Source organism: Streptomyces sp. NPDC005803 (assembly GCF_040630435.1).
GTDB lineage: Bacteria > Actinomycetota > Actinomycetes > Streptomycetales > Streptomycetaceae > Streptomyces.
In genome coordinates, this window is sequence record NZ_JBEXXO010000008.1 from 182,421 (window position 1) to 206,337 (window position 23,917).

The window sequence follows — 23,917 nt, forward strand, 5'->3', positions numbered from 1 at the left end:
GATGGCCGACCCCACAGCGCCGCACCCGCGGACCGGGACACGGCCGGTCACGGCGCCGCCTGTGCCCTTCGGGCAGTTCATCGTGAAGGTGCACGGCCGCTGCAACCTGGCCTGCCGGTACTGCTACCTGTACGAAGGCCCCGACCGGACCTGGCGCGCCCGCCCCGCGGCGGCGTCACCCGCGGTCCTCGACCGTGCCGCGGACCGGATCGCCGAACACGCGGCCGCGCACCGGCTCCGGCACGTCGCCCTGGTGATGCACGGCGGCGAACCCCTGCTCGCGGGCCCCGGCCGGCTGGCGGCCCTCGCCGACCGGCTGCGCGAGCGCGCGCCCGCCGGCTGCACCGTCCACGCCGTCGTGCAGACGAACGCCACCCTGCTCACCGACGCGCGGATCACCACGCTGGCCCGGCATGGCATACGCATCGGCATCAGCCTGGACGGCGGCCTGCCCGCCCACAACACCCAGCGCGCCGACCACGCGGGCCGCCCCTCCTGGCCCGCCGCCTCGCGCGGCGCCCGGCTCCTCGCCGACCACCACCCCGACGCGTACGCCGGCATCCTCACCGTCGTCGACCCGCGCACCGACCCCGTGGAGCTGTACGAGTCGCTGCTCGCCCTGCGCCCACCGGCGCTCCATCTGCTGCTGCCGCACGGCAACTGGACCAGCCCACCGCCCGGGCTGCCGGACCTGACGGACACCTCCAGGGGGCCGGGGTCCGGCCGCGCCACACCGTACGGCGACTGGCTGTGCGCGGTCTTCGACCGCTGGTGGCCGGCCGCCCGGAGGGAGACCCGCATCCGGCTGTTCGAGGAGTGCCTCGCCCTGCTGATCGGCCTGCCCGCCGCGACCGAGTCCCTCGGCCTCGACCCCCTCAACGCCGTGGTGATCGAGACGGACGGGTCCATCGAACAGGTCGATTCGCTCAAGTCCGCCTACGACGGTGCGGCCGCCACCGGCCTCGACGTCTTCCGGCACACCTTCGACGACGCCCTGCGCCACCCCGGTGTCGCCGCCCGCCAGGCGGGTGCCGGCGCACTCGCCGCCGCCTGCCGCGCCTGCCCGCTGCTGAGGGTGTGCGGCGGCGGGCACTACGCCCACCGCTACCGCGCGGAGAACGGCTTCGCCAACCCCTCCGTCTACTGCGCCGACCTCGAACGGCTGGTCCGGCACGTGGCGGACAGGCTCGCCGACGCAACCGCAGGAGACCCCCCATGACCGCCGTCCCCGACTCCGTACTGCGCGAACTCGGCCGGACCGAGGGCGGCCCCGCCACCCTCGCCCTGCTCGCCCGGGCCCAGGACACCCGACGGCTGGTCCTCCTCAGGGCCGTGCTCGACGCGGCCGCCGCCGCCCCCGCGCACGTGTGCCCGCCCCCGCTGCTGGACCGGCTGCGCGAGGACTGGGCGCTGCTGGAAGCCGCCGAGCGCACCGACCGCCCCGCGGTGCGCACCGTGCTGTTCCACCCCCTGGCCGGCCCCTGGGCGCAGCGGCTCCTGGCCGGCCTCATCGGCACGCGCCCCGCGGGCCCCGGCCTCCTCGACGACCTGGCGCATCTGACCGCACTCGCGGCAGCGGCCGCGATCCGGGCGGGGATGCCCTGCGCCGTCCGGCTCCGCCCCCACGGCCCGCTGGCCTCCCTGCCCACCCTGGGAGCGGTCCGGTCCGGACCCGGGCCGGTCGAACTCAGCCACGCGGACGGCGAGCTGACGCTACGGCCGGCCGGCGCCCCGGCCCTGACCGTACGGACCCAGCCGGACGGCGCCCTGACCTCGGCCGACCCCCGCTGGCTGCCGGTGCTCATGCTGCCCGGCGCACTGCCCGGCTCCCGCCCCGTACCCCTGGACGACGTCGACCCCTACGGCGCCGGGGGTGACGGGCTCCCGAGCCACGGGCTGAGCGCGGCCCCCGTCGACGACCAGGAACGCAAGGCCTGGGCCGAGTCCTGGACCGGAGTGGAGCCCCTCCTGCGCATCGGCGGCGACCACCGCCTCACCGAAGCGGCCGTGCTGCTGCGCTGCGTCGTCCCGCTGGACACCCCGCCCGGCTCGGGGGGCGAGGGGTCCGCGCACTGCAGCGGAACCAGGCGGGAGGCGTTCGGCGCCGTCCTCAGCAGCAGACCGGCCACCCCCCTCTACTTCGCCGCGACCCTCGTCCACGAGCTCCAGCACACCAAACTCTCCGGCCTCGCCGACCTCGTACCGCTGCACCGGGAGGACGCGACCCCACGCCACTTCGCCCCCTGGCGCCCCGACCCCCGGCCCTTCGACGGTCTCCTGCACGGCACGTACTCGCACCTCGCGCTCGCCGACTACTGGCAGCGGTACGCGCTCCACGCGCGCCGGGTCGTCCACCGGGACCTGGCCTGGGCCGAGCACGCCCGCTGCCGTGAACAGGTCGGCGCGGTGCTGCCCGTACTGGCCGGATCGGCGGCGCTGTCCCGCGAGGGCCGGGTGCTGGTCAACGAGATGATCTCGCTCTACCACCGTCTGGACGATTCCCCGCCCCCGCCGGGGCACCTCGCGCGCGCACAGGCGTACGTGAGCACCGCCAAGGTGATATGGCAGCAGAGGAACGGCTCGCGAAGGCAGTGAGCGCATGCGGGACACCGGCTGGAGCGGCCACGCTCCGGTGTATGTTGAAAAAGCTCGTACCGAGGCAGGGAGACGGTTGAATGCCCGGAGCACACAGGTCAGTTGGGGTAGCCGGGACGCACACCGTCACGATCAGCTTCGCCGGTTTCAACCGGGCCTGGTCGGCATGGATCACGGACCGTCTGGAACGGCGTGGCGTGACGGTGCGCCAGCAGCGCTGGGACCCGCCGGTCGAGATCCCGCTGGAGGAGTCCCTGCGGGATCTGACGCTCGCCCAGGGACGCATCCTGGTGATCCTCAGCGACTGGTACTTCCAGCTCGGCCCGCGCAGCCACGACGAGTGGAACAGGGCGCTGCGCGCCGTGGTCGCCCCGGACCCCGACCGGTTCGCCGCGGTCTGCGTCACCACCTCCGCGCTGCCCGGCGCCACCTCGGTCTTCGGCGCCGCCGACTTCACCCATGTCGGCGCCGACGAGGCCGAGCGGCGGCTCCTGGCCCGCCTGTGCCTGCCCGCCGATCCCCTGCCCGAGGCCGTCGAGGCCCGGCCCGGCCCCCGCTACCCGGCCGAGACCCCCCAGGTGTGGGGCGGCGTACCACGCCGCAACATCCGGTTCACCGGGCGCGAGGAGCTCCTCAGCAAGGCGTACCGGTCCCTCCAGGAGGCCGGACCGGGCGCGGGGGTCGTCACCCTGCACGGCATGTCAGGCGTCGGCAAGACCCAGCTGGCCGCCGAGTACGTCTACCGCTTCGGTTCCGAGTACGACGTGGTCTGGTGGGTGCCCGCCGACCGGCGTGCGCTCTACCGGCAGAAGCTCGCCGAACTCGCGCCCGAACTGGGCCTGTCCACCGGCGCCGAGTACGGCGAACGGCTGCGCGCCGTGCGCGACGCGCTGCGCCGCGGCGACCCGCACGCCCACTGGCTGCTGATCCTGGACGGCGCGGACGAACCCGACCAGATCTGGGACCTGGTGCCCACCGGACCCGGACACGTCCTGATCACCTCCCGCAACCCGGAGTGGAGCGAGCACAACAGCGACCTCGTCGAGGTCCCCGTCTACACCCGCCACGAATCCGTCGCCTTCGTCCGCCGCCGCGCACCGCGACTCACCCCCGCCGAGGCCGACCAGCTGGCCGACGCCCTCGAGGACCTGCCGCTGCTCCTCGACCAGACCGCCGGATGGCTGAACGACTCCGACCTCTCGGTCGACGAGTACATCGGCCTCCTCGAAGGCGGGATCGACCAGGACGTGGTCAAGGTCTCCGCGGACTTCCCGCTCGCCTTCCAGACCGCCTGGTCGATACTGCTGAACAAGCTCAAGGACACCGTCCCCGAATCCGTCGACCTGCTGCGCCTGTGCAGCTTCTTCGCCCCCGGGTCCATCCCCGTACGGCTGTTGAAGGAGATGCCGCCGGGGGAGCTGCCGGAACAGGTGGCGGGACTGATGAACGACCCGCTGCTGTGGAACAAGGCGATCGGCCAGCTCCGTCAGTACTCCGTGGTGCGGCTGGAGTCGCACGAGGCGGGCGTGGACGGGGCGTCGTCCGGCGAATCGCTCTACATGCACCGCATGGTCCACCAGATCGTCGGCCACGACATGGCGCAACAGGACCGTCAGGAGTTCATCGACGTCGTCCGACGGGCCCTCGCGGCCGCCGACCCCGGCCGGCCCATCGACACCCGCCTGTGGCCCACGTACGCCGAGATCACCCCGCACCTGAAGTGGGCCGACGTCCTCAGGAGCACCGACCCTGCCGTGCAGACCCTCGTGCTCAACTGCCTGCGCTACATGTACTTCTCCGGGGAGTACCGGGCCGGCATCAAGCTCGGCGAACGCGCCATGACGGCCTGGCGGGAGCTCCTCGGCGAGAGCCACCCCAGGATCTGGGACCTCAGCTACCACTACGCCAACCTGCTCAGGGCCGTCGGCGACTACGCGGGTACGGAGGCCATCGAACGCGCGGCGGTGGACCACCTGCGGGCCGAGCGCGGCCCCCAGGACCTGGAGCACCTGCGCGCCGCCAGCGGCCTGGCCGCGGACCTGCGCGGCCTGGGACGGTACGACGAGGCGCTGGAGATCTCCACCTGGGTGGCCTCCTCGTACCACGAACTGCTGGGCGACCAGGACTCGCGCACCCTCAACGCGCAGAACAACCTGGCCGTCACCCTGCGGCTCCTGGGCCGGTACCAGGAATCCCTGGAACTCAACCGGCGGACGCTGGACTCCCGCCGCCAGCTCCTGCGCCAACGGCACACCTGGACCCTGTCGTCCGAGATCCACTACGCCACCGACCTGCGGCTGCTCGGCCGTTACGGCGAGGCGATGTCGCTCCAGAACCAGAGCGCCCAGGTGCACCGGCGCGTCCTCGGGCCGGACAACCCGCAGACCCTGCGGGCCGAGTTCAACCTCGCGCTGTGCCACTACCGTTCGGGGGAGCGGACCAAGGCCGCGGCCCTGTTCACCCGCGTCCTGGAACGATGCGAACGGGTCCTCGGCGAGAGCCACCCGCTGACCATGATGTTCGCGGCCGGACAGAGCTGCTTCGCCCGGGAGCACGCCAACATCGACCAGGCCAGGGCCATAAGCGAGAAGGCCGTCGCCGGCTACGCCGACATGCTCGGCGAGGAGCACCCCTATGTGGCGGGGACCCGCTCCAACCACGCCCTGATCCTGCGCAACGTGGGAGAGCGGGAGCACGCCCACGCGCTCCTGGAGGAGTCGCTCGCCGCCATGACCCGGGCCGTGGGCGAGAACCACCCCTGGACCCTGGGCTGCGCCGTCAACGCCTCGGCGGTGCGGAACCTGGTGGGTGACCCGGAGTCGGCCGCCGCGCTGACGGACTCGGTCGTCACCCGGGCCGTCGAGGTGCTCGGCCGCACCCACCCGCTGACGCTCTCCGCCCGGATCGCCCACGCCGCGGACCTGCGCGGCCTGCGGGAACGGCAGAAGGCCGAGAAGATCGAGAGCGAGGCCCTGGGCGACCTCGTGGCGACGCTCGGGGCACAGCACGTCCACACCGTCTCGGCCCGCTCCCGCAACCGCCCCTACTGGGACTTCGAGCCGTTGATCGTCTGACACGGCCCAGGCCCGCACGCGAAGGGGCCCGGCCCGCGATCGCCTCGCGGGCCGGGCCCCTTTCGCACCCAGGTCGACCGGTCAGGCCTCGAAGACCTCCGCGACCAGCTGTGCCTGCTCGGCCTGGTGGCGCTTGGCCGAGCCGACCGCCGGGGACGAGCCGTGCGGCCGCGAGATGCGGCGCAGGCGCTCACCGTGCGGGATGTCGGCGCCGACGGCCAGGTCCAGGTGGTCGATCAGGTTCAGGGCGATGAACGGCCAGGCGCCCTGGTTGGCCGGCTCCTCCTGGGCCCACAGGTACTTCGCCGCGTTCGGGTACTTGGCGATCTCGGCCTGGAGCTCCGCACCCGGCAGCGGGTACAGGCGCTCCAGACGGATGATCGCGGTCTCCGTGTCGCCACGCTTCTGACGCTCGGCGTCCAGGTCGTAGTAGACCTTGCCGGCGCAGAAGACGACCTTGCGGACCGCGTTCGGGTCGACCGAGTCGTCGCCGATCACCGGGCGGAAGCCGCCGGTGGTGAACTCCTCCGCCTTCGACGCCGCCGCCTTGAGGCGGAGCATCGACTTCGGGGTGAAGACGATCAGCGGCTTGTGGTGCGGGTTGTGCACCTGCCACCGCAGAAGGTGGAAGTAGTTCGACGGCAGGGTCGGCATCGCGACCGTCATGTTGTCCTGCGCGCACATCTGGAGGAAGCGCTCCGGGCGGGCGGACGAGTGGTCCGGGCCCTGGCCCTCGTAGCCGTGCGGCAGCAGCAGCGTGACGCCGGAGGTCTGGCCCCACTTCTGCTCGGCCGAGGAGATGAACTCGTCGACGACGGTCTGCGCGCCGTTGACGAAGTCACCGAACTGGGCCTCCCAGATGACGAGCGACTCCGGGCGGGCCAGCGAGTAGCCGTACTCGAAGCCCATCGCCGCGTACTCACTGAGCAGCGAGTCGTAGACGTTGTAACGGGCCTGGTCGTCGGTCAGGTAGAGCAGCGGGGTGTAGTCCTCGCCGGTCACCTGGTCGACCAGCACCGCGTGGCGCTGGCCGAACGTGCCACGGCGGGTGTCCTGGCCGGCGAGCCGGACCGGGGTGCCCTCCATCAGCAGCGAACCGATGGCCAGGGTCTCGCCCATGCCCCAGTCGATCGTGCCGTCCTCCACGGAGGCCGCACGGCGCTGCATCTGCGGCATCAGGCGCGGGTGGACGGTGATGTGGTCCGGGATGTTGACCTGCGACTCGGCGATCCGCTTCACGACCTCCTGGGAGATCGCGGTGGTCACGGCCACCGGGAACTCGGCCCGGGGCTCGGACACATGCGGCTGCGCCGGGTGCGAAGTGGCCTCGCGGACCTCCGCGAACACCTTCTCCAGCTGGCCCTGGAAGTCCTGGAGCGCCTGCTCCGCCTCTTCCAGCGTGATGTCGCCGCGACCGATGAGGGACTCGGTGTACAGCTTGCGCACCGAGCGCTTCTTGTCGATCAGGGTGTACATCTGCGGGTTGGTGAACTGCGGGTTGTCGCCCTCGTTGTGACCGCGGCGGCGGTAGCAGATGAGGTCGATCACGACGTCCTTGTTGAACGCCTGACGGAACTCGAAGGCGAGCCGCGCCACGCGCACGACGGCCTCGGGGTCGTCACCGTTGACGTGGATGATCGGCGCCTCGATCATGCGCGCCACGTCGGTGGCGTACATCGAGGAGCGCGAGGACTCCGGGGCGGCGGTGAAGCCGACCTGGTTGTTGATCACCACGTGCACGGTGCCGCCGGTGCGGTAGCCGCGCAGCTGCGACATGTTGAGCGTCTCGGCGACGACGCCCTGGCCCGCGAAGGCCGCGTCGCCGTGGAGCGCGACGGGCAGGACGGTGAAGTCCGTGCCGCCCTTGTTGATGATGTCCTGCTTGGCGCGGGCGATGCCCTCCAGGACCGGGTCGACCGCCTCCAGGTGCGAGGGGTTGGCGGCCAGCGAGACCTTGATCTGCTCGCCGTCCAGACCGGTGAAGGTGCCCTCGGCGCCCAGGTGGTACTTGACGTCGCCGGAGCCGTGCATCGACTTCGGGTCGAGGTTGCCCTCGAACTCCCGGAAGATCTGCGCGTACGACTTGCCGACGATGTTCGCCAGCACGTTCAGCCGGCCGCGGTGGGCCATGCCGATGACGACCTCGTCGAGGCGGGCCTCGGCGGCGGAGTCGATGACCGCGTCGAGCAGCGGGATGACGGACTCGCCGCCTTCCAGCGAGAACCGCTTCTGGCCGACGTACTTCGTCTGCAGGAAGGTCTCGAACGCCTCGGCGGCGTTCAGCCGGCGCAGGATGCGCAGCTGCTCCTCGCGCTCGGGCTTGGGGCGCGGACGCTCCACCCGGTCCTGGAGCCACTTGCGCTGCTTCGGGTCCTGGATGTGCATGAACTCGATGCCGGTGGTGCGGCAGTAGGACTCCCGCAGCACCCCGAGGATGTCGCGGAGCTTCATCATCGTCTTGCCGGCGAAACCGCCGACCGCGAAGTCCCGCTCCAGGTCCCACAGGGTGAGGCCGTGCTCGGTGATGTCCAGGTCGGGGTGCTTGCGCTGGTGGTACTCCAGCGGGTCGGTGTCGGCCATGACGTGGCCGCGGACCCGGTAGGAGTGGATCAGCTCGAAGACCCGCGCGGCCTTGGTGACGTCGTCGTCGTGCGAGGCGTCGATGTCCTTGAGCCAGCGGACCGGCTCGTAGGGGATGCGCAGCGCCTTGAAGATCTCGTCGTAGAACTCGTTCTCGCCGAGCAGCAGCTGGGCCAGGATCCGCAGGAACTCGCCGGAGGCGGCGCCCTGGATGACCCGGTGGTCGTACGTCGAGGTCAGCGTCATGACCTTGGAGATGCCCAGCTTGTTCAGGGTGTCCTGCGACGTGCCCTGGAACTCGGCCGGGTAGTCCATCGCGCCGACGCCCATGATGAGGCCCTGTCCGGGCATCAGGCGGGGCACCGAGTGGACGGTGCCGATGCCGCCGGGGTTGGTCAGCGAGGCGGTGACGCCGGTGAAGTCGTCCATGCCGAGCTTGCCGTTGCGGGCCCGGCGGACGATGTCCTCGTAGGCCTGCCAGAACTCGAAGAAGTTGAGCGTCTCGGCCTTCTTGATGGCCGCGACGACCAGCTGGCGGTCGCCGTTCGGCTTCACCAGGTCGATGGCGAGGCCGAGGTTGACGTGCTCCGGCTTGACCAGGGTCGGCTTGCCGTCCTTCTGCGCGAAGGAGTAGTTCATCGCCGGCATGGCCTTGAGGGCCTGCACCATCGCGTACCCGATGAGGTGCGTGAAGGAGATCTTCCCGCCGCGGGCGCGCTTGAGGTGGTTGTTGATGACGATGCGGTTGTCGAAGAGCAGCTTCACCGGGACGGCTCGGACGGACGTGGCCGTCGGCAGCTCCAGCGAGGCGTTCATGTTCTTCGCGACGGCGGCGGAGGGGCCGCGCAGCGTGACGTACTCCGGACCGGCCGGGGCCTCGGTGGCCGGGGCGGCGGGAGCCTTCGCGGCCGGGGCCGGTGCGGTCTTCGCCGGAGCGGCCTTCGCCGGAGCCGCCGGGGCGGCGGGTGCGGCCGCGGCCGGCGCGGGCGCCGGTGCGGCAGGGGCCTGGGCCGCGGGCTGCGCAGGTGCGGCAGGCGCGGTCCGGGTGGTGGGAGCGGGCGCGGTGGCGGCCGGGGCCGCGGGCACCGCAGCCCCCGCGGCTGCGGCGCCGGGAACGGGCTTGTCCGCCGTGCCGGACGTACCCGGCTTGTAGTCGGCGAAGAAGTCCCACCAGGCGCGATCGACCGAATTGGGATCCTGGAGGTACTGCTGGTAGATCTCGTCGACGAGCCACTCATTGGGGCCGAAGGCAGCGGCCGGGTTCGTACCCGGGCTGGCTTGGTCGGTCGAGATGCTCGAGTTACTGGGGGACTGAGACGACACGGCGGCAACCGCCCTCTTCCGCTTCACAAGGTGATGGACAGCGGAAATCAAGGCTACGCCTCCCCGGCCGTTCCCTGCAGGCCGGGCCGGTCTTCGTCGTGCAAGTCACATCGAAAGTCGGGTTTCGGGGCAGGAAATGGCGGGAAACAAGCTTGGTTCCGCTTCACTCCGGGTACGCGAGACCGCAGTTACGGCCCCTTGGACCGTACCCCTTGAACAGAACTGAACACACACAGGCAGAACACGTAGAACGCGTCCCTCCGGTTCGAACCCTATGTCAACCTCGCGGCTGAGGGATCCCCGGAAGAGTGACGCGTATACGGCAGCCGCGCGCTGATTCGGCCACACCGATCCGGCCGCCGTGCAGATCCACCGCCCAGCGGGCGATCGCCAGGCCCAGCCCCGTACCGCCGTCACTGCCCGGACCGTGCGGGGAGGGCACCTCGCCCCGGTTGAAACGCTCGAAGACCCGGTGCCGCTCGGACTCCGGGATGCCGGGGCCCTCGTCCAGGACCTCCAGGTGCAGCGACTCGGGCTGCGGACCGCGGCGCGCCAGCACCGTGACCCGGCCGTGCGGCGGGCTGTGCTTCACCGCGTTGTCGATCAGGTTGGCGACCACCTGGTGCAGCCGCTCGGCGTCCGCGTGGGCGGTCAGCTCCGGCGGGGACACGTCCAGGTGCAGATGGACGTCCTTGCGGGAGTGGTTGCCGGAGCCCGAGGACAGCCGGCGGTGTGCCGCGGCGAGGTTCGCCTCCTTGAGGACCCCCGACAGATAGGGCCACACCTCGAAGCGGCCCGCCTTCAGCGTGACCACGCCGTTGTCGAGCCGGGACAGGTCCAGCAGCGTCTCCACCAGCCGTCCGAGCCGCTCCGTCTGTTTCAGGGCCGTCCGCATCGTCTCCGGATCGGCCGAGGACACCCCGTCCACGACGTTCTCCAGCACGGCCCTCAGCGCCGCGATGGGCGTGCGCAGCTCATGTGAGACATTCGCCACCAGCTCCTTGCGGTGCCGGTCCACGGCCGCCAGATCGTCCGCCATCAGGTTGATCGTCTGCGCCAGGTCGCCGAGCTCGTCGCGCCGGTCGGCGCCGCTCACCCGTCTGGTGTAGTCGCCGTGCGAGATCGACCGGGCCACCGCTCTCATCTCGTCCAGCGGCGCGGTCAGGCCGTGCGCCACGAACTGGGTGATCAGCAGGGTCGCGATCACCGAGAACACCGTGATGAACCGCAGCTCGGTGCGCGTGCGCACGGCCACCATGAGCAGCCCGGTCGTGATGAACACCGACACCACGACCAGCGTGCCCAGCTTGGCCTTGATGGAGAACGGCCGCAGCCCCGGTCCGGGCGCGGTCATGGCGCGGGGGTCTCCAGCGCGTAACCGACGCCGTGCACGGTACGGATCCGCTCCGCGCCGATCTTGCGGCGCAGTGCCTTGATGTGGCTGTCGACGGTACGGGTGCCCGAGGCGTCCGCCCAGTCCCAGACCTCCGCCAGCAGCTGCTCCCGCGAGAGCACCGCGCGCGGGGTGTTGGCCAGGCAGACCAGCAGGTCGAACTCGGTCGGCGTCAGGTGCACGTCATCGGCACGGACCCGCACCCGGCGCTGGGCGTGGTCGATCTCCAGCTCACCGAGGCGGAGGATGCCGCTGCGGGGCGTCACGGCGGCCAGCGCGGCCCGCTCCACCCGGCGCAGCAGGACGTGGACGCGGGCCGCCAGCTCACGCATGGAGAACGGCTTGGTCATGTAGTCGTCGGCGCCGACGCCGAGGCCGACGAGCATGTCGGTCTCGTCGTCCCGGGCGGTCAGCATGAGCACCGGCACCGGGCGCTGGGCCTGCACGCGACGGCAGACCTCCAGGCCGTCGAAGCCGGGAAGCATGATGTCGAGCACCATCAGGTCCGGCTGCCAGGCCTCGGCCGCGTCCACGGCCGCCGGGCCGTCGAGCGCGGTCTGCACCAGGAAGCCCTCGGCCCGCAGGCGGGCGGAAATGGCATCGACGATCGTGGCGTCGTCCTCGACCACCAGCACGCGGCGCTGAGCGCCCGGGGTGGCCGCTACGCCTGTGTGGGTGGTGTGTGTCTGTTCCATCGCCCCGCCCCTGCCCGTTCTCACGGAGGCCATTCCCCCGGACGTACGGTTTTCGCTCGTGAATTTTCGTGGGTGATCCCGCTATCGGTCAGCAGCGTAAAGGCAGCGGAGGGCTCCCGGCTACGCAGGGTGCAAGGCCGCGGGGCCCGGCCGGGGGTGCGGCGGAGGCGGAGTGTCGCGCTTGTGGCGCTTGGCCCCCGGGCGTCCCGGGGCCCGCATACCCGGCGGGGGGTTACCGGCCCGCTCGAATTGCGAGATGGACCACGTCGGGCACACCCCGGGCAACGCCTACCTCTTCCGTCCGTACCCCATGGAATCCGGCATCTCGCAAGGCCTGTTCGAACGCGTCGGAGGGTTGTGCGGACCACACCGCGAGCACGCCGCCCGGCGTGAGCCGCGCGAGGCAGTCGGCGAGCCCGGCGGGGGAGTACAGATGTCCGTTGTCCTCGGTGACGGTCCAGTCCGGGCCGTTGTCGATGTCCAGACACAGTGCGTCGTAACGGTCCGTAGTCGTACGGAGGTGCTCGACGAGGTCCGTCGTCAGGACGACGGTCCGCGGATCGGCGAGCGCCGCCCCGGAGATCGCGGCCAGGGGTCCGCCCCGGTGCCAGTCGACGATGGCCTGCTCCCGCTCGGCCACCACGATCCGCCCCCACCTCGGCTCGGCGGCGGCCCGGGCGAGCGAGAACCCGACCCCGAGCCCGCCGATGAGCACCGCCGGCGCGGGCCGGCCGGCGGGCAGCGCGTCGAGCGCGGCGTCGATCAGCAGCCGCTCGGAACGACCGTCCGAGGTGTCCATCAGGAAGCACCCGTTGGCGATGATCTCGAAGTCGTCGCCCCGCCTGCGCAGGACGACCTCCCCGTGCGGCCCCTCGCGACGGTCCAGGGTGACGGGGGCGAGGGCGTCGGGGCCGAAGGTGTGGGGCATGGCGCTGATCTCCGGTGGTGGCGGTCGGTGTCCCGGCCATCCTGTCCCGCCGGGCGGCGGCCGGGCCAGCGGTTTGCGGGATACCGCCCCCATCGGGGGGCCGCGGGATGCGGCCCGGGTGGGCGACGCGTCCGGCCGCCGGCCCCTGTTCATGTGCGGGGCGGAGCCGGACGTACGGCGTGGTGGTGGTCACGGCGTGGAGCCCCCGCCGGTGATGGAGCCGTCCTGTCCGGCGCGGTCGTCGTCCTCCACGGGATGTCGCCGCCCCCGCGCGCGAGGACCGCCGGGCGGGGACTACGCCGGGCGCGTCCGGCGTTGCACAGAGCGCACCGGCAGCCGATCCCGTGATCGCTCACAGCGAACACGCCTGCGGGAACAATGAGCCACTCAGGAGCATTGAGTCTGCATAGCTCAACTTGACTGCCGAAGGGGAGATCATGGCTACTGAGTCCAATGCGGTCACTCCGCTCACCCTGCCTGTGCTGCCGCTCGATGACGAGGTCGTGCTGCCCGGGATGGTGGTGCCTCTGGACCTGTCCGACAGTGATGTGCGTGCCGCGGTGGAGGCCGCGCAGGCAGCGGCCCGTGAGGGCGGCGGCAAGCCTGAGGTGCTGCTCGTTCCGCGTATCGACGGGACCTACACCGGGATCGGTGTGATCGGAACCGTCGAACAGGTCGGCCGGCTTTCGGACGGCGACCCGGGCGCCCTCATCCGCGGACGTGGCCGCGTGCGGATCGGGGCGGGGACGACCGGTCCCGGCGCCGCGCTCTGGGTGGAAGGGACCCGGGTCGACGTCTCCGTCCCCGAACCCCTTCCCGGAGCCGTCGCCGAGCTGGTCAAGGAGTACAAGGCGCTCGCCACCAGCTGGCTGAAGAAGCGCGGCGCCTGGCAGGTCGTGGACCGGGTCCAGCAGATCGAGGACGTCTCCGCGCTCGCCGACAACTCCGGGTACTCCCCTTTCCTCTCCACCGCCCAGAAGGTGCGCCTGCTGGAGACCGCCGACGCGGTCGCCCGGCTGAAGCTCGCCATCCAGTGGCTCGGCGAGCACCTCGCGGAGCAGGATGTCGCCGAGTCCATCGCCAAGGACGTCCAGGAGGGCGTCGACAAGCAGCAGCGCGAATTCCTGCTGCGGCGCCAGCTCGACGCCGTACGCAAGGAACTCTCCGAACTCAACGGTGACCCGGAGGACGAGTCCGACGACTACCGGGCACGCGTCGAGGCCGCCGACCTCCCCGAGCACGTCCGCGAGGCCGCGCTCAAGGAGGTCGACAAGCTGGAGCGCTCCTCCGACCAGAGCCCCGAGGGCTCCTGGATCAGGACCTGGCTGGACACCGTCCTCGAACTGCCGTGGACCGAGCGGACCGAGGACGCCTACGACATCAAGGGCGCCCAGGAGATCCTCGACGCCGAGCACGCGGGGCTGCAGGACGTGAAGGAGCGCATCACCGAGTACCTCGCGGTGCGCAAGCGGCGTGCCGACCGGGGACTCGGTGTGGTCGGAGGCCGGCGTGGCGGTGCGGTGCTGGCCCTGGTCGGCCCGCCCGGCGTGGGCAAGACCTCGCTCGGCGAGTCCGTGGCGCACGCCATGGGCCGCAAGTTCGTCCGCGTCGCGCTCGGCGGTGTCCGGGACGAGGCGGAGATCCGCGGCCACCGGCGTACGTACGTCGGAGCGCTGCCCGGGCGCATCGTCCGCGCCATCAAGGAGGCCGGTTCGATGAACCCGGTCGTCCTGCTCGACGAGATCGACAAGGTCGGCTCCGACTTCCGCGGCGACCCCGCCGCGGCCCTCCTCGAAGTGCTCGACCCCGCGCAGAACCACACCTTCCGCGACCACTACCTGGAGGTCGAACTCGACCTCAGCGACGTCGTCTTCCTGGCCACCGCCAACGTCCTGGAATCCATCCCGGAGGCACTGCTCGACCGGATGGAACTGGTCAGGCTCGACGGCTACACCGAGGACGAGAAGGTCGTCATCGCCCGCGACCACCTGCTCCCGCGCCAGCTGGAGCGGGCCGGTCTGGAGCAGGCCGAGGTCACCCTCGACGAGTCCGCGCTGCGCAAGCTGGCCGGCGAGTACACGCGGGAGGCCGGCGTCCGGAATCTGGAGCGGGCCGTCGCGCGACTGCTGCGCAAGGTCGCGGCCCAGCACGAACTGGGCGACCGCGAACTGCCGTTCACGGTTACCGCGGACGACCTGCGCGGGCTGATCGGCCGGCCGCACCACGTCCCCGAGTCCGCACAGGACCCGGCCGAGCGCCGCACCGCGGTGCCGGGCGTGGCCACCGGACTCGCGGTGACCGGAGCGGGCGGTGACGTGCTCTTCGTCGAGGCGTCGCTCGCCGACCCGGAGACCGGGGCGTCCGGACTGACCCTCACCGGTCAGCTCGGCGACGTCATGAAGGAGTCCGCGCAGATCGCGCTGAGCTTCCTGCGCTCGCACGGCGCCGAGCTGGAACTGCCGGTCGCGGACCTGAAGGACCGCGGTGCGCACATCCACTTCCCGGCGGGCGCGGTGCCGAAGGACGGTCCGAGCGCCGGCATCACGATGACCACGGCGCTGGCGTCGCTGCTCTCCGGGCGGCTGGTGCGTACCGATGTGGCGATGACCGGTGAGGTGTCGCTGACCGGGCGGGTCCTGCCGATCGGCGGCCTGAAGCAGAAGCTGCTGGCCGCGCACCGGGCCGGCATCACCACCGTGGTGATCCCGAAGCGCAACGAGCCCGACCTGGACGACGTCCCCGCCGAGGTGCTGGACACGCTGGAGGTCCACCCGGTCACGGACGTCCGCCAGGTCCTGGAGATCGCCCTCGCCCCGGCCACGGCCCCGGCGGAGCGGAGGATCCCGGCCGCGGCGTAGCTGTCACGGCGTGACGGACGTGGCACTGCGGACACGGCCGGTACGGGCGGCCCGTCTCCCCTCACGGGAGGCGGGCCGTTCCGCGTGTCCGGGGGTTCGCTGTCCAGGGTCGCCGTGCGGGGGCCGGGGGCTGGGGCGGGGGGCAAGGGGCGGGGGACCGGCGGCGGCAGGGGCCCCGGTGCGCCGGGCCGGAGCCCCGGACGGTGCGGGGCCGGGACGGCTCAGGGGCGGTAGACGGTGCCCGGGACCGGCTCGGCGGGTGCCATCAGCTGCGGGACGGTGACGAAGGTGTAGCCGCGCTTCTTCAGCTCGTCGATGATGCCGGGCACCGCGGGCACCGTGCCCTTGTAGATGTCGTGCAGCAGGATGATGCCGTCCCTGCTCGCCTGGTCCAGTATCCGCTTCTTGATCAGGGCGGGGTCGGTCGTCGAGTAGTCCTTGGCGGTGGCGCTCCACAGGATCTGGGAGAGCCCGAGGTCCTTGCTGATCGCGGAGACCGTGTCGTCGGTGCGGCCCTGCGGCGGGCGCATCAGCCGCGGCTTCTTGCCGGTGATGGCCTCGATCGCGTCCTGCGTCTTCTTCAGCTCGGCGCGTATCTCCGCGGGCTTCTTGTCCGTCAGGATCTCGTGCGACCAAGTGTGGTTGGCCACCTCGTGCCCCTCCGCCTCGATCCGGCGGACGATCTCGGGGTGCTTCTTCACGTGGTTCTTGCCCAGCAGGAAGAACGTCGCGTGGACCTTCTCCCGCTTGAGGGTGTCCAGCAGCTCGGGGGTGTCCTCACCCGGCCCCGCGTCGAAGGTCAGGGCTATGCACTTCGCCGTGCGGCAGTCCACCGGGCCGAACGAGCCCTTGGCGTCCGAGCCGGCGTCGCCGCGGGCGGACCCGGGCGCCGTGGTCTCCATCGAGCAGCCGCTCAGCGTCAGCGTGAGGGCCGTCACAAGCGCGAGGGCCAACCCCGTACCGATCGACTTCGTCCTACTGGGCACGGCAGGTCACTCCCCTTGTCGCTTACGCCGCACGCACGTGCGCACCGCCAGGACTATACATAGTGCGTATACATGCGATGTATAGGGGGTGGTGAGGGCCTTCGGGTGCGGCGGGCCACCGGGGCCGGGACAGGGTGGAGCCCGGCGACGGGGTGCGTCACCGGGCTCCGGGGGAGGGACGGGCGGGGCGGGGGCTAGCCGTTGGCCAGCGCCTGTACGCGGTCGAGGGCGCCGTTGAAGTGGTTGTGGTCGCCCACCGTCGGGCCGGACGAGGTGTACTGCCAGATCGTGTAGTAGCCCCAGCCGGCCGGCAGTGTGCCGACCGTGGTGTTGTAGCGGGCCACCCAGAGCGGGTTGGTGGCGCCGAAGCTCGCGTTGTCACCCGTGCAGGCCTGCCACCAGCTGGTCGCGGTGTAGATGACCGCGTCGCGTCCGGTACGCGCCTTGTAGGTGTTCACGAAGTCACGGATCCAGGAGACCATTCCGGCCGCGGTCTTGCCGTAGCACTGCGCGCCGTACGGGTTCCACTCGATGTCGAGCACGCCCGGCAGCGTCTTGCCGTCCCTGGACCAGCCGCCCCCGTGGTCCACGAAGTAGTTGGCCTGGACGGCGCCGCTCGTGGTGTCCGGCGTGGCGAAGTGGTACGAGCCGCGGATCATCCCGACGTTGTACGAACCGTTGTACTGCTGGGCGAAGTACGGGTTCGTGTAGTACGTGCCCTCGGTGGCCTTGGTGTAGGCCCACTTCACACCGCTGTTCCAGAGCGTCGACCAGGCGACGTTGCCCTGGTGGCTGCTCACGTCCACGCCCTCGGTCTGGACCGCGCGGGTGGTGGGCAGTCCGCCCTGGCCGTCATGGGCGACGACGCCCATGCCCATCGTGGCCGTGCCGCGGGCGGGCTTCGTGGGGTCCCCGGCGGTGGGGGCCGCGCCGGCGGCGCCGGGCAGGGCGACGAGGAGGGAGAGAGCTGCGAGCAGCGTTCCCGCCGCGGCGAAGCGCGAGCGGCGGACTGTCTTGGAGCCGGATCTGTGCACGGGCATTGGCGTGCCTCCGAGGCCTCGGTGGGGGGATCTGCTGACCCTGGGCGCGACGGACGCACCCTGGCGGCAAGTCATGGTGTGAACATGCCACACATGACGCTACGCACGTAGACCGGGCGGCGGAAGGGGGCCTGGGCGGTGCCGTTGGTCTACTCCTGCGAAATACTGGCGGAGCTGCGGTGATGGCCGGCGGCGGAAGAAACTTTCAGCGGCGGGAAAGCTCATGAGGGGTGTTGACGTGCACGGGAGCGAAAGCGCGAGTGAACCCGGCGCAGCCGGAGGAAGTGGTGTGGACCACGAATTCCTCGCCCTGGAGCTGGAGTTGGCGGTCTTCTTGCGGCGCGCCCGGGCCAACTCCGGTGAAATGGCGCGCGAGGTGCACCCCGAACTGGAGGCGGCGGCCTACGGTCTCTTCGTGCGACTGGAATCGGCCGGCCGCCAGCGGGCCACCGACCTCGCCTCGTACTTCGGCGTCGGCAAGGCCACCATGAGCCGTCAACTGCGCGCCCTCGAAGACCTCGGGCTGGTGGCGCGCGAGCCCGACCCGGCCGACGGCCGGGCGTTCCTGGTCCACCTCACCGAAGAGGGTCTCGCCCGCTTCCGCAGCGTCCGGGACGCGCGTCGTGACCGCTATGTGCGCAAGCTCGCCGACTGGGACCGTGCCGAGGTGGCGGAGCTGGCCCGGCTGCTGCACCAGCTGAACGCCCGCGCCGAGGGCTGAGGCGGGCCGCCGCCGCGGGGGCGCCGGGTGCGCGGGACGGATCACAGCTGCGCGTAGACCGCCGTCGCGTCGTCGTGCCGTTTGCCCCGCCGCAGGTACGTACGGTCCGTGTCCGCGCCCTCCAGGGTCCGGACCCGGTCGATCAGCCCCTGGGGGCCCTCCTTGTGGAGCACGCCGAGGCAGTCCGCCCAGTCGCCCTCGCCGAACACCTCCGTCCAGCGGCTCGCCCCGTCGGTCATCGCGGCGACGGCCCGCACCTCGGCGCGCGGCGTCCGCCCGGTGACCGCGCGGTCCGCCACGGCCGGATCGGCGGCGGCGGTGAAGAAGCCGCCCTCCTTGTTCCGGACCGCGTCGGCGCTCGCCTCGGAGGCGAGCGAGCCCGGTGGCAGCCGGTCGAGCCGGTCGTCCAGCAGGGCGCGGACGGCGCCGTCCGGCGACTCGAACAGCAGCACCGAGTCGGACAGCACCAGATGCTCGACCTCGGACTCGTCCCAACGCGCCAGGACAACCGTCGCCTGAGGTGTGCGCACGTGAGAAAGGTCACACGAGGAACGGTGGGCGTCGGCGGTGCGCCGGATGGACTCCGCGAGGATCTCCCGCAGGGGCAGATCCCGTCGCGAACCCGACAGTTCGACCAGGGAACCGCCCAGTCGCGCCGTGAACCACGCGACCCCGTGCGCACAACCGTCGTCACCCCGCGGCGGAGTCACCCCGTCGAGCACGACGAGCCCCCCACCCTGGCCGGAGGCGGGCAGGACGGTGGCGGCCCAGTCCTCGTTCGGACGTCCGGCGGCGCCGGCGGCGGTGGCGAGTTCGATGCGCATGCGGCCAGTCTGCACGATGCCTTCACGGAGCCTGCACGGACCGGGCATTGGCCCGTACCAGCAGGTCAGACGGGCAGGTCGAGCGGAAGGAATCGCTCCGGGAAGTGTGCGGGCGGGCATCCTGCCAAAGCCTGCTCCGAAGATCCAGCCAGAGCCCCGGGTGTGCCGCCGGGGGCTCGTGGGGAGACTTGTTCGCCAACTCGGGAGTGAGGTTCACTCGTTCGAGTGGCGGAGCGGTTGATGCGCGCCCCCCTCTCAAAAGCACTGGAATGGTCGGAAGCCGTACCAGGGGACGGGGCGCTCGTTCACGTGACCGAGCGTCACCTCTGCTTCAAGGGCGGACGAGTCGAGATTGCGAGCACCGGTGCAGAAGAAGCGGCCTCGGAGCAAGGGCAGCAAGCACAGCGGGTCCGAGGTGGCGCCTTCGGCGCCGGCTGAGAGCGGGCGCGCCGTGCGCGTCCGCAGCCGGCTCGTCGCGGGCGTCGCGGTCGTCGGGATCACCGTCATAGCCGCGGGAGCGCCGGCGGTCCTGAGCGCCTCGTCCGACCTGACCGAGTCGCAGCGGCTGGTCACCCTCGCCGAGCTGAACCAGCAGGCCATCGCCCTCGCGCACTCCCTCGCCGACGAACGCGACGAGGTCACCGCCTTCATCGCGGCCGGCCGGGAGGGCAAGCCCGGCGGGACGGACGGCGCCGCGAGCCGCAGCGCCCGGGTCGACCAGCAGGTGGACGAGATCCGGGACGCGGCCCCCGCCGTGCTGCGCCGCGACCTCTCCGCCATCCCCTCGCTGCGCCGGGACGCCCTCGGCGGCAAGGGCACGGCGCTGGAGGCCCACCAGGCGTACACCGAGGTCATCTCCAAGCTCCACGACCTCGCCGACGAACTCGCGGACGAGACCCCGCCGCGCGCCGCCGAGGCGGTCCGCGCCCCCCTCGCCCTCGGCCGGGCCACCGAACAGGCCTCCGCCACCCGCGGACTGCTGCTCGCCGCGCTCGCCGTCCCCCGCGAGGAACCGGCCGACCCGCAGATCGACCCGTACACCGGTCTGCCCGTCCAGACGGAGGACGAGGGCGAGACCAAGGAGGACCGCGCCCGCGACGAGCTGAGCGGCGCCGCCCAGCAGTCCCGGGTCGGCGAGCTCTCCGCCCTCGCCGACTTCGACCAGGCCGCCGGCGCCACCGCCCGCGACAAGCTGGCCACCACCGTGACCGGCCCCGAGGTCAACAGCGCGGAGAAGTACCTCGCCGGACTCACCGACCGCCCCGAACTCTCCGAGTCCGACCAGAAGGTCAGCCGGAAGAAGCTCCAGGCGGCCCTCTCGGCGCGGATCGACCGGATGCGGAGCGTGGAGTCCGCCCTCGGCACCGCCCAGGTCCAGCGGCTCGGACAACTGCGCGACGACGACGTCACGGCGCTGGAACTGCGGATCGCGCTGCTCGGCGGCTGCCTGCTGATCGCCGTCGGCGTCTCCACCGCCGTGGCCCGCACCCTCACCCAGCCGCTGGCCGTCCTGCGCATCGGCGCCGGCCGGCTCGCCGCGGAGCCCGAGACGGCCGAACCGGTCCGCTACACCGGCCGCAACGACGAGTTCGCCCAGGTCGTCCGGTCCATCAACGCCCTGCACGGCCGGCTGCACGGACTGCTCCACGAGTTCAACGGAAGGTTCGAGCAGCTGGAGGGCGAGCGCGGCGAACTGATCGCCGGCCGCGAGGCCCTCACCCTCCAGCGCGCCGAACTCCAGGTCCACACCGCGGACCTGACGACGCAGCTGGAGAAGCTCAGGAACACCGTCCACCACACCTTCGTCAACCTCTCGCTGCGCACCCTCGGTCTCGTCGAGCGCCAGCTCGGCGTCATCGAGTCCCTGGAGGAGCGCGAGCAGGACCCGGAGCGGCTCGCCACGCTGTTCAAGCTCGACCACATGGCCACCGTCATGCGGCGCCACAGCGAGAACATGCTGGTCCTCGCGGGCGCCGACCACGCACACGGGCACCCGGGGCCCATCCCGCTCGTCGACGTGCTGCGCGCGGCGGTCAGCGAGATCGAGCGGTACGAGCGCGTCACCATCCAGTCCCTGCCTCCGCACGCCCAGATCGCCGGGTTCGCCGCCGACGACCTCAGCCACCTCGTCGCCGAACTCCTGGAGAACGCCACCTCGTTCTCCCCGCCGGACTCCCACGTCCAGCTGTCCGGCTGGCTGCTGGAGACCGGTGAGGTGATGCTCTCCGTGCAGGACGAGGGCATCGGCATGTCGTCCGTACGGATGGGCGAGCTCAACACCCGTCTCGGCGACCCGTCGCTCTTCGAGGCGGGGGAGCAGAGCGCCGACGGGGCCGGGCTCGGCCTCCAGGTCACGTCGCTGCTGGCGGCGCGCCACGGCGTACGGGTCCAGTTGCGCGAGCAGAAGGGCAGCGGGGTGACCGCGGTCGTCGTGCTGCCGCAGGCCCTGCTCCCGAAGGCTCCCCCGGCCGCGACCCCGCCGCCGGTGACGGCCCCCGGGGACGCGCCCACGCTGCACCTGCCCGGCTCGGTGGCCGAGGCCAACTCCAACGCCCTGCCGGGCCGCACGCTCGCGCCGGCCGGCGACCCGCTCATCGAGGCCGCCGAGCAGACGATCGCCGAGACCGGCGCCGTGCCCGCCCCCGCGCCGGGCCCGGGGCCCGTGGCCCCGGCCGAGGACCACCTCCCCGCCGGCCACGCACCCGTGGCCGCGAGCGGGCCGGACGGCGCGCAGGAGGCGCCCTCCGCGCTCTCCTCTCAGCCGGCCCCGGACTCCGGGCCCGTGCGCCCCGTGGAGACCGAGGCCGAGACCACGATGCAGGTACGGCTCCCGCTGGTCCCCGACGTCGAGGACGGACCCGAGTTCACCCAGGCCCCCGTCTACGCGGACGGCCCGGAGCCCACGACCGCCGCCGGCCCGTACGCCATCGGCCCCGACCGGCACGAGCGCACCGCCGACGAGGGCGCGCCGCCCCGGACCGGCCCCCCGCACCCCGCCCCGGCACCCGGGCCGGCCCCCGCCGCGCCCTCCGTCGCCGACGCGCTCCCCGGGCCGCGCCACCCGGAGCCGGAGCCGGCGCAGGTGACCGGCAAGGGGCTCCCCAAGCGCACCCCCAAGATCAGCAAGCCCGCGTCCGCCTCCGCGCCCGAGCGCACCGGCAGCGTGGACAAGGACGCCCTGCGCCGGCGACTCGGCGGCTTCCACCAGGGCGCGAAGAACGGCCGCCGGGACGTCGAGGCGGAGATCGCCGAGGCCACCGCCCCGGCCGGCGGCACCCCACGTACCGAGCACAGCGAGCCGGCAGGCCGTACCGATGGCCCGACCGGAGAGACGGGGGACACAGTCGAGGAGGCACGCAAGTGACTGCGCCCAGCACATTCGGGCTGAGCACCGAGGCCCGGAACCTTCACTGGTTGCTGAGCAATCTGGTGGAGGAGGTGCCAGGGGTCCACTCGGTCACCGTCGTCTCGTCCGACGGACTCATGCTGCTCTCCTCCGACCCCGGCCACCAGAGCGCCCGGACGACCGGCCGGCAGGACGGCCCCCGGGGCTCCAGCGCCGACCTGGCGACCATCGTCTCCGGCATCGGCAGCCTGACCGTCGGCGCCGCGAAGCTGATGGAGGGCGGCGGCGTCAAGCAGACCATGGTCGCCATGGAGGAAGGCAGCGTCTTCGTCATGTCGATCAGCGACGGTTCGCTGCTCGGTGTGCACGCCACCCCCGACTGCGACATGAGCGTCGTCGCCTACCACATGGCGCTCTTCGTCGGCCGTGCCGGACACGTACTCACCCCCGAACTCCGCAGTGAGCTGCGCAAATCGATGGAGAGCGCCCAGTGACCCCCGCTGCTGCTGAACCCGCCCGCAGGCTCCCCGTGCGCGGGGCCGACAAACGGCCCGCACGGGTGCGTCCGTACTCGCTGACCGGCGGCCGCACCCGCTTCGGCCACGTCCTGCTCGTCGAGACGTTCGTCGCCGCGCTCGAAGCCCCCGAGGAGCGCCGCGAACTGACCAACGGCAACCTGGCCTCGCGCGTCATGCCGGAGCTCCGGGCCATCGTCGAGATCTGCCGCCGGATGCGTACCGTCGCGGAGATCTCGGCCCTGCTGAAGATGCCGCTGGGCGTGGTCAGGGTGCTGCTCAGCGACTTGGCCGACCAGGGAAAGATCCGCGTGTACGGAACCGGTCACGGCACCGGCCAGCCCGACCGCGCACTGCTCGAAAGGGTGCTCAATGGACTCCGTCGTCTCTGAGTCGCCGCTGTTCGCCCCGCGTCAGCCGGGGCCGAAGGACCAGGCCGAGGAAGCACTGCAGGCCTGGCAGCTCGACCACACCCGGGCCCCGATCGCCACGAAGATAGTGGTCGCGGGCGGCTTCGGGGTGGGCAAGACCACCTTCGTGGGTTCGGTCTCCGAGATCACCCCGCTGAAGACCGAAGCGATGATGACCCAGGCCAGCGAGGAGACCGACGACCTCAGCGCCACGCCCGACAAGGTCACCACGACCGTCGCCATGGACTTCGGCCGCCTCACGCTCGACGACGACCTCGTGCTGTACGTCTTCGGCACCCCCGGACAGCAGCGCTTCTGGTTCATGTGGGACGACCTCGTGCGCGGCGCGATCGGCGCCGTCGTGCTGGCCGACACCCGCCGGCTCGCCGACTGCTTCCCCGCCCTCGACTACTTCGAGAGCTGCGGACTGCCGTACATCGTGGCCGTCAACCACTTCGAGGGGACGCCCGGGTTCGAGGCCGAGGACGTCCGGGAAGCCCTGACCGTCCCTCCGCACGTACCTGTTGTGATCATGGACGCGCGTAACAGGATCACCGTCGTCGAGGCGCTGCTGGCCCTGGTGGGCCACGCTCTCGACGCCACCCCGGCGTAACTCGCCGTCACACACA

General features: G+C 71.9%; 16 protein-coding genes. 9 read left to right on the plus strand and 7 right to left on the minus strand.

Features of this window, described 5'->3' with window-relative positions; genetic code table 11:
- Position 1 precedes the first annotated feature (1 nt).
- From ABZ454_RS14220 to fxsT, 3 genes are all read left to right on the plus strand, one after another.
- Complete coding sequence (locus tag ABZ454_RS14220) at positions 2–1,219, plus strand: FxsB family cyclophane-forming radical SAM/SPASM peptide maturase (protein ID WP_359537973.1); 1,218 nt, start codon at positions 2–4, stop codon at positions 1,217–1,219.
- On the plus strand, positions 1,216–2,595 hold the full coding sequence (locus tag ABZ454_RS14225) for an HEXXH motif domain-containing protein (RefSeq protein ID WP_359537975.1): 1,380 nt from the start codon (positions 1,216–1,218) through the stop codon (positions 2,593–2,595). Before ABZ454_RS14220 ends, ABZ454_RS14225 begins: the two co-directional genes overlap by 4 nt.
- Positions 2,596–2,675: 80 nt before the next feature.
- The gene (fxsT, locus tag ABZ454_RS14230) at positions 2,676–5,669 is read left to right on the plus strand and encodes an FxSxx-COOH system tetratricopeptide repeat protein (protein WP_359537977.1); all 2,994 of its coding nucleotides are present in this window, start codon (positions 2,676–2,678) and stop codon (positions 5,667–5,669) included.
- An 81-nt stretch (positions 5,670–5,750) separates the two neighbouring features.
- On the opposite strand, the gene ABZ454_RS14235 is transcribed toward fxsT, so the two are convergent.
- The 4 genes from ABZ454_RS14235 to ABZ454_RS14250 form a co-directional block, all read right to left on the minus strand.
- On the minus strand, positions 5,751–9,572 hold the full coding sequence (locus ABZ454_RS14235; protein WP_359537979.1) for a multifunctional oxoglutarate decarboxylase/oxoglutarate dehydrogenase thiamine pyrophosphate-binding subunit/dihydrolipoyllysine-residue succinyltransferase subunit: 3,822 nt from the start codon (positions 9,570–9,572) through the stop codon (positions 5,751–5,753).
- 277 nt (positions 9,573–9,849) lie between these two features.
- Entirely contained in the window at positions 9,850–10,926 is a 1,077-nt protein-coding gene (locus ABZ454_RS14240) for a HAMP domain-containing sensor histidine kinase (protein ID WP_356323124.1), read from the minus strand.
- Positions 10,923–11,660 carry a response regulator transcription factor gene (locus ABZ454_RS14245; RefSeq protein ID WP_024491908.1) on the minus strand — a complete coding sequence of 246 codons (738 nt, stop codon included), beginning with the start codon at positions 11,658–11,660 and terminating at the stop codon, positions 10,923–10,925. Before ABZ454_RS14245 ends, ABZ454_RS14240 begins: the two co-directional genes overlap by 4 nt.
- A 232-nt stretch (positions 11,661–11,892) precedes the next feature.
- Positions 11,893–12,588, minus strand: a complete 696-nt coding sequence (locus tag ABZ454_RS14250; RefSeq protein WP_359537982.1) for a spermidine synthase — start codon at positions 12,586–12,588, stop codon at positions 11,893–11,895.
- A 437-nt stretch (positions 12,589–13,025) separates the two neighbouring features.
- Here ABZ454_RS14250 and lon point away from each other — a divergent pair, with 437 nt between their 5' ends.
- Entirely contained in the window at positions 13,026–15,446 is a 2,421-nt protein-coding gene (gene lon / locus ABZ454_RS14255) for an endopeptidase La (protein ID WP_356323120.1), read from the plus strand.
- Between the two features lie 221 nt (positions 15,447–15,667).
- Here the strand turns inward: lon and ABZ454_RS14260 are convergent, their stop codons facing one another.
- Entirely contained in the window at positions 15,668–16,348 is a 681-nt protein-coding gene (locus ABZ454_RS14260; protein ID WP_359538075.1) for a polysaccharide deacetylase family protein, read from the minus strand.
- A gap of 278 nt (positions 16,349–16,626) precedes the next feature.
- Positions 16,627–17,472: a lysozyme gene (locus tag ABZ454_RS14265; RefSeq protein ID WP_359537985.1), complete on the minus strand. Its 846-nt coding sequence runs from the start codon at positions 17,470–17,472 to the stop codon at positions 16,627–16,629.
- 238 nt (positions 17,473–17,710) lie between these two features.
- Here ABZ454_RS14265 and ABZ454_RS14270 point away from each other — a divergent pair, with 238 nt between their 5' ends.
- Complete coding sequence (locus ABZ454_RS14270) at positions 17,711–18,193, plus strand: MarR family transcriptional regulator (RefSeq protein WP_356323116.1); 483 nt, start codon at positions 17,711–17,713, stop codon at positions 18,191–18,193.
- A 41-nt stretch (positions 18,194–18,234) separates the two neighbouring features.
- Here the strand turns inward: ABZ454_RS14270 and ABZ454_RS14275 are convergent, their stop codons facing one another.
- Complete coding sequence (locus ABZ454_RS14275; RefSeq protein ID WP_359537987.1) at positions 18,235–19,017, minus strand: protein phosphatase 2C domain-containing protein; 783 nt, start codon at positions 19,015–19,017, stop codon at positions 18,235–18,237.
- A 364-nt stretch (positions 19,018–19,381) separates the two neighbouring features.
- Here ABZ454_RS14275 and ABZ454_RS14280 point away from each other — a divergent pair, with 364 nt between their 5' ends.
- From ABZ454_RS14280 to ABZ454_RS14295, 4 genes are read left to right on the plus strand one after another with little or no spacing between them, the layout of a single operon-like run.
- Entirely contained in the window at positions 19,382–22,381 is a 3,000-nt protein-coding gene (locus ABZ454_RS14280) for a nitrate- and nitrite sensing domain-containing protein (RefSeq protein ID WP_359538077.1), read from the plus strand.
- Positions 22,378–22,857 (plus strand): roadblock/LC7 domain-containing protein, encoded by a 480-nt coding sequence (locus ABZ454_RS14285; RefSeq protein ID WP_356323112.1) that lies wholly within the window; start codon positions 22,378–22,380, stop codon positions 22,855–22,857. The genes ABZ454_RS14280 and ABZ454_RS14285 overlap by 4 nt, the downstream gene beginning before the upstream one ends.
- Complete coding sequence (locus tag ABZ454_RS14290) at positions 22,854–23,270, plus strand: DUF742 domain-containing protein (protein ID WP_356323109.1); 417 nt, start codon at positions 22,854–22,856, stop codon at positions 23,268–23,270. The genes ABZ454_RS14285 and ABZ454_RS14290 overlap by 4 nt, the downstream gene beginning before the upstream one ends.
- Positions 23,251–23,901 carry an ATP/GTP-binding protein gene (locus ABZ454_RS14295; RefSeq protein WP_356323107.1) on the plus strand — a complete coding sequence of 217 codons (651 nt, stop codon included), beginning with the start codon at positions 23,251–23,253 and terminating at the stop codon, positions 23,899–23,901. Before ABZ454_RS14290 ends, ABZ454_RS14295 begins: the two co-directional genes overlap by 20 nt.
- Positions 23,902–23,917: the final 16 nt, after the last annotated feature.